The 12,373-nt window shown below is 71.8% G+C and carries 8 protein-coding genes; 4 read left to right on the top strand and 4 right to left on the bottom strand.

The window, feature by feature from the left end; translation table 11 throughout:
- Positions 1–215: 215 nt before the first annotated feature.
- From ACFYWX_RS15240 to ACFYWX_RS15230, 3 genes are read right to left on the bottom strand one after another with little or no spacing between them, the layout of a single operon-like run.
- Positions 216–1,070, bottom strand: coding sequence for a hypothetical protein (locus ACFYWX_RS15240; protein ID WP_389424471.1), 855 nt, complete (start codon positions 1,068–1,070; stop codon positions 216–218).
- 19 nt (positions 1,071–1,089) lie between these two features.
- Entirely contained in the window at positions 1,090–2,913 is a 1,824-nt protein-coding gene (locus tag ACFYWX_RS15235; RefSeq protein ID WP_389424470.1) for an FAD-dependent oxidoreductase, read from the bottom strand.
- Positions 2,910–3,308 carry a hypothetical protein gene (locus tag ACFYWX_RS15230; protein ID WP_389424469.1) on the bottom strand — a complete coding sequence of 133 codons (399 nt, stop codon included), beginning with the start codon at positions 3,306–3,308 and terminating at the stop codon, positions 2,910–2,912. Before ACFYWX_RS15230 ends, ACFYWX_RS15235 begins: the two co-directional genes overlap by 4 nt.
- 884 nt (positions 3,309–4,192) lie before the next feature.
- On the opposite strand from ACFYWX_RS15230, the gene ACFYWX_RS15225 reads away from it, so the two are divergent.
- A complete protein-coding gene (locus ACFYWX_RS15225) occupies positions 4,193–4,918 on the top strand; it encodes a hypothetical protein (protein WP_389424468.1) in 726 nt (241 codons plus the stop codon).
- Positions 4,919–5,450: 532 nt separating this feature from the next.
- On the opposite strand, the gene ACFYWX_RS15220 is transcribed toward ACFYWX_RS15225, so the two are convergent.
- A complete protein-coding gene (locus ACFYWX_RS15220; RefSeq protein ID WP_389424467.1) occupies positions 5,451–6,215 on the bottom strand; it encodes a sugar isomerase domain-containing protein in 765 nt (254 codons plus the stop codon).
- A gap of 134 nt (positions 6,216–6,349) precedes the next feature.
- On the opposite strand from ACFYWX_RS15220, the gene ACFYWX_RS15215 reads away from it, so the two are divergent.
- From ACFYWX_RS15215 to ACFYWX_RS15205, 3 genes are all read left to right on the top strand, one after another.
- On the top strand, positions 6,350–7,234 hold the full coding sequence (locus ACFYWX_RS15215) for a MurR/RpiR family transcriptional regulator (RefSeq protein WP_389424466.1): 885 nt from the start codon (positions 6,350–6,352) through the stop codon (positions 7,232–7,234).
- Between the two features lie 110 nt (positions 7,235–7,344).
- Complete coding sequence (locus ACFYWX_RS15210; RefSeq protein ID WP_389424465.1) at positions 7,345–11,610, top strand: NEW3 domain-containing protein; 4,266 nt, start codon at positions 7,345–7,347, stop codon at positions 11,608–11,610.
- Complete coding sequence (locus ACFYWX_RS15205; protein WP_389424464.1) at positions 11,607–12,263, top strand: peptidyl-prolyl cis-trans isomerase; 657 nt, start codon at positions 11,607–11,609, stop codon at positions 12,261–12,263. The genes ACFYWX_RS15210 and ACFYWX_RS15205 overlap by 4 nt, the downstream gene beginning before the upstream one ends.
- Positions 12,264–12,373: the final 110 nt, after the last annotated feature.

The raw sequence follows: 12,373 nt of genomic DNA, 5'->3' as shown, positions 1-12,373 counted from the left end.
ACGGGTGCTGTAGAGCGGCGAAGTAAGCCTTGTCAAGACTGCATGCGGCGTCTGACACCAGCGGCTGACACCAACAAGCACGAACCGCAGCGGTCAGCGCCGGACCTCGGTGAACGATCGACCAAGGCGCAAGGGCCGTTGAACGATCATGAGTTACACCGGTGACCCCACAGGCCGGAGCCGCCCGATACCGCGGTCGCGCTCCAAGGAGTCCATCAGCCCTGGGAGCTCAGGTAGTAGGGCCGGTTGTGGGCGGCCACCGGGGGTGACTGGTAGGTCCAGGCGCCGACGGCGCGGGTGTCACCGAGCAGTTGGTGGATGTCGCGGCCGAGGTCGCTGTCGTGGGCATGGACAGTCAGGCGTACACGGTCGGTGTGGTGCGGGGCGCTCAGGTCGTACCAGCGGTAGGGCTGGTAGACGTTCATGGGTCCCGCGAGGGCCCGGCCGTCGGCGTCGGTGCCGTAGCCGGTGATGGGGGTGTTGTTGGCGGGAGTGGCCGTCAGGCCGTCCAACTCGGCGCTGAGGGAGACCAGTTGTGTGTCCTCACGCACCAGGGTGTCGTCCCGCGCCACCTCGGCCGCCTTGCAGTGCACGGTCCAGGTCTCGCCCGCCGGACCGTTCAGGGACGGCAGGTCGACCTCGAACCAGCCCGGGTACTTCGGCTCGGCGTACAGCTCGCGTCCGGCTGTGATGGCGTACGGGTTGTCGCACACGACGCGGATGCGGGCGATGCCGAGGAGTTTCGTCTGGTCCCAGCCCTGCGCGTATTGCGCGTAGGTCAGCTCGGGGACGCGGTCCGCCTGGGCGGTGGGGAAGGCGATGACGTTGTACTCGATCTCCTGGGTGACGCCCCCGCCGAACGCGTACTGCGCAAAGTAGAGCTGGTAGTTGAGCGAAACCAGGGCCCGGCCGTCGAAAGTGGCGGCGGTCAGGGCGGGGTGATGCTTGGCGAGCAGGTCCCGGACCGGTTCCACCTCGGTGAGCCAGTCGATGCCGATGTTGTGCAACGCACCGTAGTGGAAAGGGAGTTGGAAGGGTTCGGCGACGGGCGGCAGGGGCAGCGGGCTCATGCGGGCACTCCTGGGGTACTCATGCGGGAACATCTGGGGTGAGGGCGACGGGGCGGTCCCGTTCGGCGAGGTCGGCCTCAATGCGCTGGGCGCTGCGCAGGGCGAGGGCGGCCATGGTCAGAGTCGGGTTGGAAGTGGCGACTGAGGGCATGCTGCCGCAGCCCACGGCGTACAGGCCGGGGTGGTCCCAGCACCGCTGCCATGAGTCGACCACCGAGACGCCCGGGGAGTCGCCCATGATGTGAGTGCCGGCGGCGTGGCCGGCGCCGCGATAGCCGTAGAGGCGGCCCTTGCGCTCGAAGCGGCCGGGCCACGCCGCCGCGGGCTCGTAGTCGGTGTGGTCCTCGGCGCCGAGCAGGGCGAAGATCTGGTCGGACGCGCGCTTGGCGGCGGCCATGCCGTCCTTGACGTGGTCCGACAGATCGTAGGTGACCTGGGGGCGGGGCAGGCCGAGCTGGTCGCGTGCGTGCGGGTGGAGGGTGACGCGGTTGGCGGGGTCGGCGCCCTGCTCCATCTCGAACTGCAGGGCGAACTGGCGGCGTACCCGGTCCCCGACGGCGCGCCGCAGCTCGGCTCCGAACAGGCCCTTGTCGTGGAGGAGTTGGGCCACATCGCCGTCCACCGAGCCCTTGGCCCACACCCACCCCCAGTTGCCGACCTCGATGCGAAAGGGCGCCCGCGCGCGCCGTTCGGGCCCGGCACGGAAACCCTCGAAGCCCGAGGTGGACCCGGGCCCGCGGTAGGGGTCGACCGCTTCCGGCATGAGGCCCCAGGTGAGCAGCACCGGGTGGTCCATCAGGTTGCGGCCGACCTGACCGCTGCGGGTGGCGAGCCGGGACAGGAGTAGCAGTCGGGCGTTCTCGATGGCGTGCGCGGCGAGGACGACGACGACGGCGTGCACCCGCGTGGCCTGACCGTCGTACGAGAGGTACTCCACGCCTGTGGCGCGCCCGTTCCCGTCGACGAGCACGCGGCTGACCACGGCCCGGTCCACGAGCGTGACCGAACTCCCCCATTGTCCTTGCGTCTTGAGCGGGGTGTACTTCGCGTACGAGGGGCAGTGCGGGATGCACGTCGCGTTGCCCACGCACCGGCTGGCTGGATCGGGCTGTCCCTGGGCGCCGCGCGGAACATAGCCGCGCCCGCCGTCATAGCCCGGGTCCGGCACGCTGTTACGGGCCTGCGGGGTGCCGACCAACCGCAGTTCGACCTCACCCAGGGTCACCGGGTCCTTGACGCGCCGTCCGTCAAGGCTCGCCGCGAGGAGGCGGTCCAGGTGGCTGGCGGGCAGGGCCCGCATGGGGAAGGTGTAGCCCTCGGGGAAACCGAGCCCGACGTGCGCGCGCTGCTCGTCGGTGTCGGCGGCCACCCCCAACTCCCCCTCCGCCGCCCGGTAATGGGGCTCCAGGTCGTCATAGGTGAGCGGCCAGCGGCGCCCGTACCCGAAGGCCTCGGTGTCGAAGTCCTCCGGCAGCATGCGCGGGGCGAGGCCGGTCCAGACGTTGCCGGTGCCGCCATTGGCCCTGACGTAGCCGCTGGCGTACGGGAGCGGGCCGTCCTGCAACAGATGGCCGGCCGCCCGGAATCCCGGGTCGCCGTCCGTGCCCGTCAGGTCGGTGACCTCGGGCCAGCCGGCGGCGGGGTGGGGCCGGTGGGCGGAGCCCGGCACCTTCGCGGATGCCGTGGCGTACCGGTCGAGGGCCTCACGGTGGCCTCGCGCGGGGTCGGTGGCGCGCTCCCCGGCCTCCAGGACCAGGACGCGGCGACCCCGGCGGCTCAGTTCCTTCGCCACGAGCGAGCCCGCGATCCCGGCGCCCACGACGATCACGTCGTAGTGGCTCACCGGGAGCCCGCCCGGGAGGGGGAGGACGACGGGGAGGCGGCCCAACTCCCGTACCCGCCGGGTGCTGTGGCGGGAGCGGCGAGCCCTGCCGCCTTCCAGACCAGCCCCTCGGCGTAGGCGCGCACCGACACCACGAAGGGTGACGGTTCCGGCCAACTGCCTGTGTACCACAGGTGGGTGAGGGCGCGGGCGGCACTGAGCAGGTCGTCGTCCAGCTCGCCGAGCGGGTCTCCGCCCGCCCCCAGCAGCCGCCCCAATCGGTCCCTGCCCAGTCGCTCGGCGGCCACTGCCAGGTATGTCTCGGCGAGTCCCGTGCCCCGCAGCGTCGCCGCGTCGAATCCGGTCAACTCCTGCGACAGCGCCATGAAGTCGGCCGTCTCGTCTGTTGTCTGCACGAGGGCATCGGTGCCCCTGTGGCTCGTCGACCATGCTGTGCCGCCCGCGTATGGCCGGAAAGGTACGCGAGTGTGAGCGCTGACGCCTGGCGCGCGGCTCGGACGAGCGGATCGCCAGGGCCGTTGGACGATCAGGGCAGGACATCGAATCGGACCGCACGGCCGGATCCAGCCCGCCCAGGTCGCGGGCCGTTACCACGCTCAGACCACGCGGAAGTGGGCTGCCCAAGGCTTGATCAGAAAAGCGGAAAGTACTCCTGACCTGCAACGAAAGGACTTGTTGAGGGACCTTCATGACCGCGTGATACCGCTGCTCGACCACAACTTTCTCTACGGGTTCAAGGTCCGCGCACGGCGCGGGCGCGCGCCGCCTCTGCGGCGCGGCCTGCCTCCTGTCTGCGGCCCGGCTGGCCGCGCCCGGCGGCGCGCTAGGTGCTGCGGACAGAAGCGAGGAAGTCGGCCGCAGGTGTAGGACATGCCTCCGGCGGGGGCGCTCAGGCTCCGAGATGGCGGGGGCGCCGTTCGCGAGTGCTGGCCGTGCGTGGCTGGTGCGGGAGCTAGGGAGAGTGGTGAGTTGAGGGGGATGGCGATGCCGCCGCCATGGCAGACCCGCAACATCCAGAAGCCGGGAATGGGAGCCGCCTCGATGGGGTGACTTCGCTCGGTGAAGATGCGTGGAGTGCGAGTGTCCGCAGCACGATCACGGCTGCCCGTCGATAGGTTGCAGCAACCTGCTCACAGGCCACGGCCAGACTGGGGCTGGCAGCCTCACCCACCCGATGGCGAGTAGTCGAGCGGGTGCCATGGGCTGGGTTGCCTCTTTATTGGGCGCACCAAGCGGTGTATGGCCTTGCCTGCGTGGGCCTACGGCGTGGAGGGCCGCAATGAGGGTGCCGAACACGGGCGACGACAAAGAGGCTGCGCCGACGCCCGACGAGATCCAGGCCAGGGTCGGAAAGCGCCTGGACGACGTCGCCAAGATCCTGGCCGGTGCGCTGATCACCGTTGCCGGGATCATGACGGCTCTTGGGCTGTCCAGCGACGTCGTGTTCGTCGCCCTCAACAACGAGTCATGGCCGATCTACGTGGCCTCGCTCTGCGCGATCCTCGCCATCGTCTGCAGCATCGTTGCCCTGCTCATCCACCCCACCCAGCGGGGCAATCTGTGGGAGACCTGCGTTCTCATCCTTGGAGTGATCTTCTACATGGTGGCTCTCAGCGTGGCGGTGATCGGCGCGGCCAAGGCCGCCGGCGGGAACGGACGACCCAACATCACCGACGTCAAGATCGAAGGCCCTCGGTCCCATCTGCAACTGAGCTTCGACGTGCATGCCGACGGCGTGGAGACGTGGGCGACCATCCGGGTGTACGTGACGGTCACCAGGGCCAACTTGGACACGCCCGTCCGGGGCTCGGTCGACGACTACTCAAGTGAGCTCAGACCTGACGACACGGGCACGGTCGAGCAGCGAGTCAGCATGCCGATGGCACTTCCACCAGAGGCAGGGGGCATCAGCATCACGGCCCTCAACGCGAGTAACGGAACCGACGACCTGTGCGAATCACGCAGCCAACGCGGGCCGACCTGCACGCGTATCCGGATCCCGTGAGGCGTGGCCCGAGGGGGTCCTCAACATGGTCGGTGTCTTCTGCATCTCTGAGTGATGTTGTTGTGGCTGTGCTGAGTAATCGGCTCGCTGGTGCGGCTTGCAGAGACGAGGGGCATGGTGCTCGGCCTGCTCGCCATAACAAAGAGGCAGCGTGGCTGAGGCCGGTGGGGGTGCGGCGAGGCACACGCGCGCATGGTCGGTTGGCCGGCCCGCCGTCGTGGCCGGCTGTCGGCGGCTGAGGTTCAGACGGGCAGAGTCGAGGGGGTCGCCGTCGACCGCGCGGGCGAATCGAGATGATTAATCCTGGGCCGTCTCTGGGCCGTACGAGGGTGAACGAGGCCCTCAACAGCGACCGACACTGACAGACCAGCCGCAGGCGTCTACAGCGAAACCCCAGGTCACAGCGTCCCAGCCATTTGGGTTACCACCCGGGGGTGGCGTTCAGCCAAGATGGGGTGTTTCTTTCCACGAGAGTGGTCACACACCTCCCAGCGCCGCGGCCACGGACGCCCGGCCCAGCCGGCCGTCCCTCTCAGCTCGCCGTCCGCCGGATCCGTCCCGCGTACCGCTTCTCCAGTTCGAGGTTGCCCTCGAAGCCGCCGGGGACGTTGGCGGAGACGTAGACCGGGGGGCGGTCGCCGGTGGCGAGGAGTTGGGCGGCGGTTTCGGCGACGGTCATCTGGACGAGCATGACGCCGGTCAGGGTGGACAGGGCGCAGACCGAGCCGCCGCCGGGGAGTTCGAGGAGAGCGTCGCCGGGCGGGGCCGCGTTGTCGAGGACGACGTCGGCGAGGTCGGCGAGCTTCTTGCCGCTGGGGTGGCCGGCGGGGACGGCCCGGGTGTGGGCGAGCGAGGTGATGGCGAGCAGGCGGTGGCCCCGCTCCTTGGCGTGCAGGGCCATCTCGACGATCACGTTGTTGACGCCGGAGTTGGAGATGACGACGAGGAGGTCCTGGGGGCGCGGGGCCGCGAGGTCGTAGAGCCGCTCGGCCACGCCCGGCTCACGTTCGAGGAGGGGGTCGTCGAGGACGCTCGGGGCGTCGCCGCCGTACAGCACGAGGTCGGCGATGCTCAGCCGGTTGGTGGGCACCAACCCGCCCGCGCGCCCGGCGAGTTCGAGGACCAGGGCCTGGGAGTGACCGGTGCCGAACGCCTGGACCACACCGCCCGCGCGTACGCAGTCGGCGATCAGTGCGGCGGCCCGGGCCACGTCGTCCCGGGCGGACTCGGTGACGCGGTGGAGGACGGCCAGGCCCTCCCGCGCGAAACTCTCGGCGCTCACGGACTCGACGGACACACGACACTCCCCACACTGGCGGAACAGATCTGGTGGATTGAACCACCCTCTGCAACTCTATCGGTGAATCAATAAATCACACACGGTCCTGGTATTCAATCAGCGCGTCAATCGGTGGCTGATACCTTCTCTTCATGCCCTCGACCGACGTCACCACCCTGATCCGCACGGAACTGCCACGTCTGGCCGGTTCCCTCCGCAAAGTCGGCGAGCTGATCCTGGAGGACCCGGCCGCCGTCACCCACTGCTCGGCCGCGGAACTGGGCCGCCGCACCGGCACCTCCCAGGCCACGGTGACCCGCTTCTGCCGCGCCATCGGCCTGGACTCCTACCAGCACCTGCTGATCGAGCTGGCCCAGGAGCGCGGCCGCGGCGAGGCGTCCGACTGGGGCAGCGCCGAGATCGGCCCCGACATCTCCCCCGACGACGATCTGGAACGGGTCGTGCAGGTGGTCGGCAGCGCGGACCTGCGGGCGGTCCAGCAGACCATCGACCGCATCGACCTCGACGCGATCGAGCGGGCGGCACAGGCCACGGCCCGCGCCCGGCGCATCGACGTCTACGGCGTCGGCGGCAGCGGCGCGGTGGCCCAGGAGACGGAGACCCGGCTGTTCCGCATCGGCTGCGCGGTCCGCGGCTGGACCGAGGTGCACGCGGCGACCACCTCCGCGGCTCTGCTCACCCCGGCGGACGTCGCCGTCGGCATCTCGCACTCGGGGGCGACCCGGGAGGTCATCGAGCCGTTCGAACTGGCCAAGGAGCGTGGTGCCACCACCGTGGCGATCACCGCCGACCCGCGCTCGCCGCTCGCCCGCGTCGCCGACGTCCGGCTCATCTCCTCCTCCTCGGAGACCAGCTTCCGCACCGGCAGCATCGGGGCCCGCCACTCCGTCCTGGTCCTCATCGACTGCCTGTACGTCCGGGTCGCCCAGCTCGCCTACCAGCGCGCGAGCGCGTCGCTGGCGCTGACCGACCACATCGCCGGGCAGCACGCGGTGAAGAACCGGCGCGCGCGCTGAGCCAACCACGAATGTATGGATGAACCAACTTCGAATCGTGAAGATGGTTGTTTGAATCATCCTTACGATGCCACCATGGGGCCCCGCCGAGCATCCCTCGTAGGAGCCCCATGCGCGTCACCTCTGTCGAGTCGACCGAGCTGTTCGTCGGAACCGCCGAGCAGCCGCGCCAAGTGGTCGCCGTCGAGCTGGGCCACACCCCCGGCCGGAGCGTCCGCCTCACCGTCGAGGGCCCGGGAGTCACCGGAGAGTCCCTCGCCACGACGGACGACGACGGCACCGTACGCGCCGAGGTCCCCGTGACCGCCGCCGGCCTCGCCCCCGGCGAGCGCCGCGAGATCACGGTGACCGCCGAGGACGGCGCCCAAGTGGTGCGGCACACCGCCGAGTTCACGGCTGCCGAGCCCGGCTGGACCATGTTCATGGTCAGCCATTTCCACTACGACCCCGTCTGGTGGAACACCCAGGCCGCCTACACCGAGACCTGGGACGTCGCCGACGACCCCGCCCTCACCGGCCTGCCCGCCCGCACCTTCGACTCGCGCGGCCAGTCCGGCATGAGCCTGGTCCGCGCCCACTGCGACCTGGCCCGGCGCGACCCGGCGTACACCTTCGTGCTCGCGGAGGTCGACTACCTCAAGCCGTACTGGGACGCCTTCCCGGAGGAGCGCGCCTTCCTGCGCCAGCTGATCCGCACCGGCCGCGTCGAGATCATGGGCGGCACCTACAACGAACCCAACACCAACCTCACCGGCGCCGAGGCGACCGTACGCAACGCCTTGTACGGCGACGGATACCAGCGCGGAATCATCGGGGCGTCCCCCGAGACCGCCTGGCAGCTGGACGCCTTCGGGCACGATCCGCAGTTCCCGGGGCTGATGGCGGACGCGGGGGTCACCTCCAGCTCGTGGGCGCGGGGGCCGTTCCACCAGTGGGGGCCGACGCTGTCCGTGTTCGGGGAGGAGCCGAGGGATCCGCAGCGGATGCAGTTCCCGGCCGAGTTCGAGTGGATCGCCCCCTCCGGGCGCGGGCTGCTGACCGCGTACATGGTCAACCACTACGGCGCCGGCTGGGCGATCGACAACGCGCCGACCCTGCCGGAGGCGGAGGCGGCCGCCCTCAAACTGTTCACGGGACTGAAGAAGGTCGCGCTCACCCGCAACGTGCTGCTCCCGGTCGGCGGGGACTACGCGCCGCCCTGCCGCTGGGTGATGGCCATCCACCGCGACTGGAACGCCCGGTACGTCTGGCCGCGCTTCGTCAGCGGCATCCCGCGCGACTTCTTCGCCGCCGTACGGGCCCAGCTCGCCGCGGAGGGCCGCCGCGCCTCGCCGCAGACGCGGGACATGAACCCCGTCTACACCGGCAAGGACGTCTCCTACATCGACACCAAGCAGGCCCAGCGCCACGGCGAGACGCTGCTCGCCGACGCCGAGACCTGGGCGACCCTCGCCTCCCTCGTCACCGGTCACCCCTACCCCGACGCGGCCCTCGACAAGGCCTGGCGGCAGTTGATCTACGGCGCCCACCACGACGCGATCACCGGCTCCGAGTCCGACCAGGTCTACATCGACCTGCTGACGGGCTGGCGCGAGCTGTACGACCTCGCCCGGACCGTGCACGCCGACGCCACCCAGGCCCTCGCCGACCGCGTCACCCCGGGCAGCGGCCCGGACCTGGTCGTCTTCAACTCCGCGACCTGGCAGCGGCGGGACGTGCTCACCGTCGACGATCCGGACCTGGTCCCCCTGGACGACACCTTCCAGCCCCTGCCCGCCGTACGCGACGACGACGGGTGCCTGCGGGTCGTCGCACCGAAGACACCGGGCACGGGACTCAAGGCCCTCCCCCTCGCCAGAGGTCCCGTGCCCGGGTGGACCAGGGGCGAGGGGACAACGATCCGCAACGAGTTCTACGAGGTGACGGTCGACCCGGCACGCGGCGGCGCCGTCAGCGGCCTGCGCGCCCTCACCGAAGCCGGGGCCGAAACCGAAGCCGGGGCCGGGGCCGGCCGGGAGCTGCTGCGCGCCGGTGACGTCGGCAACGAGCTCGTCGTCCAGGAGGAGTACCCGAGGCACCCGCGCTTCGGCGAGGGCCCCTGGCACCTCACCCCGACCGGCACGACCGTCGCCCGCAGCCGTGACGTGAGCGCCGACATCGATGTCGAGCACTCCCCCGCCGGGTCCCGCATCACCGTCCGCGCCGACCTCGGCCTCTTCCACTACACGCAGCGGCTCACGCTGTGGACGGGCGTCGACCGCCTCGACGTGTCCACCACCGTCGACGGTTACGACGGCGCCGACCGGCTGATCCGGGTGCGCTGGCCGTCGGACGTGCGGGGCGGGCTGCCGGTGCACGAGGTGGCGGACGCGGTGATCGGGCGCGGCTTCGGCTTCGTGGACGTGGACAGCGAGCGGTTCCCGTGGACGCTGGACAACCCGGCCCACACCTGGTTCGGCCTCGGGTCCACGGCGCGCGTCGCGGTGCATGACGACTCCGGGCGGTTCCTCGGGCACCGGGCGATCGGGGTCGCCGAGCTGGTCTTCGCCTCCTGGGAGGAGGCCGGCGACCTCGGCACCCCGCTCGCGGCCGCCCTGGTCCGCGCGGGCGTCACCGCGACCTCGACGATCGCGGGCGGCCCCCGGTACGGCGACCTGGAGGTCGACTCCAACCTCCCCGACATCCGCGTCGCCGTCGGCGGGCCCGACCGCAACGCCGTGGTCGCCGAGGCCCTCGGCTGGGACCCGGCCGCCGCGCGCGAGCTGCGCCGACAGCTCGCCGAGGGCGGCCTCGCGGCCGTGTGGGTCGCGCCGCGTGCCTCGCTGCGCGAGGAGTGGGTGCCCGGGGCGGACCTGCGCGACCTCGAACGGCTGCCGCTGCTCGTGGTGGCGGGCGCCCGCCCCGAGGACGACGCCAAGGCCGTCGACGCGCTGGTCGACCAGCTCGACGACACGGCGACCGTGCGGGCCGCCGCGGCGGGCGGCGGCGAGGCGCTGCCGCCGGGCGACGCCTGGGACGGCCGGAGCTTCGCCCTCCTCAACCGCGGCACGCCGGGATGTGTCGTCACACCCTCCGGCGACCTCTACATGTCCCTGATGCGCTCCTGCACCGGCTGGCCCTCCGGCATCTGGGTCGACCCGCCCCGCCGCACCGCCCCCGACGGGTCCGCCTTCCAGCTCCAGCGCTGGTCCCACACGTTCGAGTACGCGGTCGTCGCGGGCGAGGGCGACTGGCGGGAACTACGGCTGCCGCAGGCGGGCCATGCGTTCAACCATCCGCTCACGGCACGGCTGAGGCGGCCCTCGGAAGAGGACGCGCTGCTGCCGAGGTCGGCGACCCTGCTGGAGCTCGAACCCGCGGGCACGGTCCTGCTCGACGCCCTCAAGCCGGCGGGCTCACCGCTCGCCCGGGGCAGCGTCGCGCCGGCCGACCCGGGGCGCGGGGTCGTCGTCCGGATGCACGAGGTGAACGGGCGTCCGGTGCGGGCGCGGGTGCGGGGCCCCCGCGCGTGGACGGGCGGCGCGCGGGCGGACGTACTGGAACGGGCCGGGGAGCCCCTGTCACCTGAGGCGGACGGCAGCCTCGACGTGCGGCTGACGGGCTTCGAGGTGGCGACGGTCCTGGCGACACCCCTCACCGGCCCAGGAGCCTCCGGCCCCGGCGTCGCCGCCCACGAGCCCGCCCGACCTGTCGCCACCCGCTACTGGCTGCACAACTCCGGCCCCGCGCCGCGCGGCAACCTCCCCGTGGCGGTGTACCTCTCCCCGAGCACGCTCACCGCGTCCGGCCCCGTCACGGCGACGGTCCGGGTCGGCTCGGAGCTGACCGACGCGCCCGTCTCGGGGGCGGTGCGCCTGGAGGCGCCGCCCGGCTGGTCGGTCGAGCCCGCCGAGCTGCCGTACGCGCTGGGCCCCGGCGGGTTCACGCTCGGCGAGGTCACGGTGGTGCCGCCGCCGGACGCGGCGCCCGGCCGGCACTGGCTGACCGCTCGGCTGTCGTACGGCGGGCAGGCGTACGAGGATGTCGTCGCCCTCGACGTGCCGGGCGAACCCCCCGGTCCGACGCTGGTGTCCGGCCTCGCGGTGGAGCGGGTGACCGTACGCCGGGGCGAGCGCGCGCGGGTCCCTGTGACCCTGCGCAACCCGACCCACGGGCCGGTGAACGGCACCCTGTGGGCCGTGTCCTCCTGGGGCACCTGGGCGGGGGTCGCACCGGGCTGCCAGGGGTTCACGGTGGACGCCGGGCAGGAGGCCGAGTACGCCATCGAGGTGGACGGCTCGGCGGTGCCGCCGGGCACGTACTGGCTGATGGCGAAGCTCGCCTGGCACGGCTGTGTGGCGTACACGGAGGCGGTACCGGTGGAGGTGACGCCGTGAGGGAACACGGGTCTCATGAACCGGCCCATGTGGAGCACGCCGCCCTGGTGCACGGCGAGGCCGTTCCCCGGAGCCGGGTGGATGCCCTGCTCACCGCCGTCCCGGCCCGGGATCGCGAGACGCGCCCCGAGGCGCTCGCCCGGGCCGGACGGCAGCGGCGGCGCTGGGCGACCCAGGTCGTCGTCACCGACGAACTCGCCCGCCGGACCTGCGCGGAACGCGGCCTGGCACCGCCCGACGAGGTCTCGCCGTCCCGGGTGCTCGCCGTGGCCGGGACGGACGTCGCCGACCTCGGCAGCATCGTCGCGGCGACGCTCGCCCACTCCCCGGCCGCGCGCGCCCTGCTGGCCGAGCTGGAGCGCGAGCAGGAGGTCCCGGAGGCGGCCGTACGGGACTACTACGACCGCAACCCGGACCGCTTCCTCACCCCCGAGGCGCTCCGGCAGGGGGTCGACCCGTTCGGCGGGGCGGCCCCGGAGGACTTCCTGCCCTACGGGCGCGCCCGCGCGGGCATCGCGCGCGAGTTGCGGCGGGTGGCGGCCCAGCGGGCCTTCTTCGACTGGCTGGACCGGGCCCGTGCCGGGGTGGTGTACGCGGCCGGGCACGAGCACCCGGGCGACCCGTCCCACCCGGACCACGAACACCGGCACTGATCGCACCCGGCTCCCGCACGGAACCGAAACGCAACACGGGAAACCATTGACCTCCGATGAATTCTGGTCCACCTTTTCATCAATCGGGGTCAGAGTTGGTGATTTGAACC

The organism is Streptomyces sp. NPDC002888 (genome assembly GCF_042888465.1).
Lineage (GTDB): Bacteria > Actinomycetota > Actinomycetes > Streptomycetales > Streptomycetaceae > Streptomyces.
This window is presented reverse-complemented; position numbering and strand designations above follow the sequence as displayed.

Excerpts from the sequence above, each read along its gene's own strand:
- ACFYWX_RS15240 (WP_389424471.1), bottom strand. The coding sequence starts at position 1,070 with ATGAGCCCGCTGCCCCTGCCGCCCGTCGCCGAACCCTTCCAACTCCCT.
- ACFYWX_RS15225 (WP_389424468.1), top strand. The coding sequence starts at position 4,193 with ATGAGGGTGCCGAACACGGGCGACGACAAAGAGGCTGCGCCGACGCCC.
- ACFYWX_RS15215 (WP_389424466.1), top strand. The coding sequence starts at position 6,350 with ATGCCCTCGACCGACGTCACCACCCTGATCCGCACGGAACTGCCACGT.
- ACFYWX_RS15210 (WP_389424465.1), top strand. The coding sequence starts at position 7,345 with ATGCGCGTCACCTCTGTCGAGTCGACCGAGCTGTTCGTCGGAACCGCC.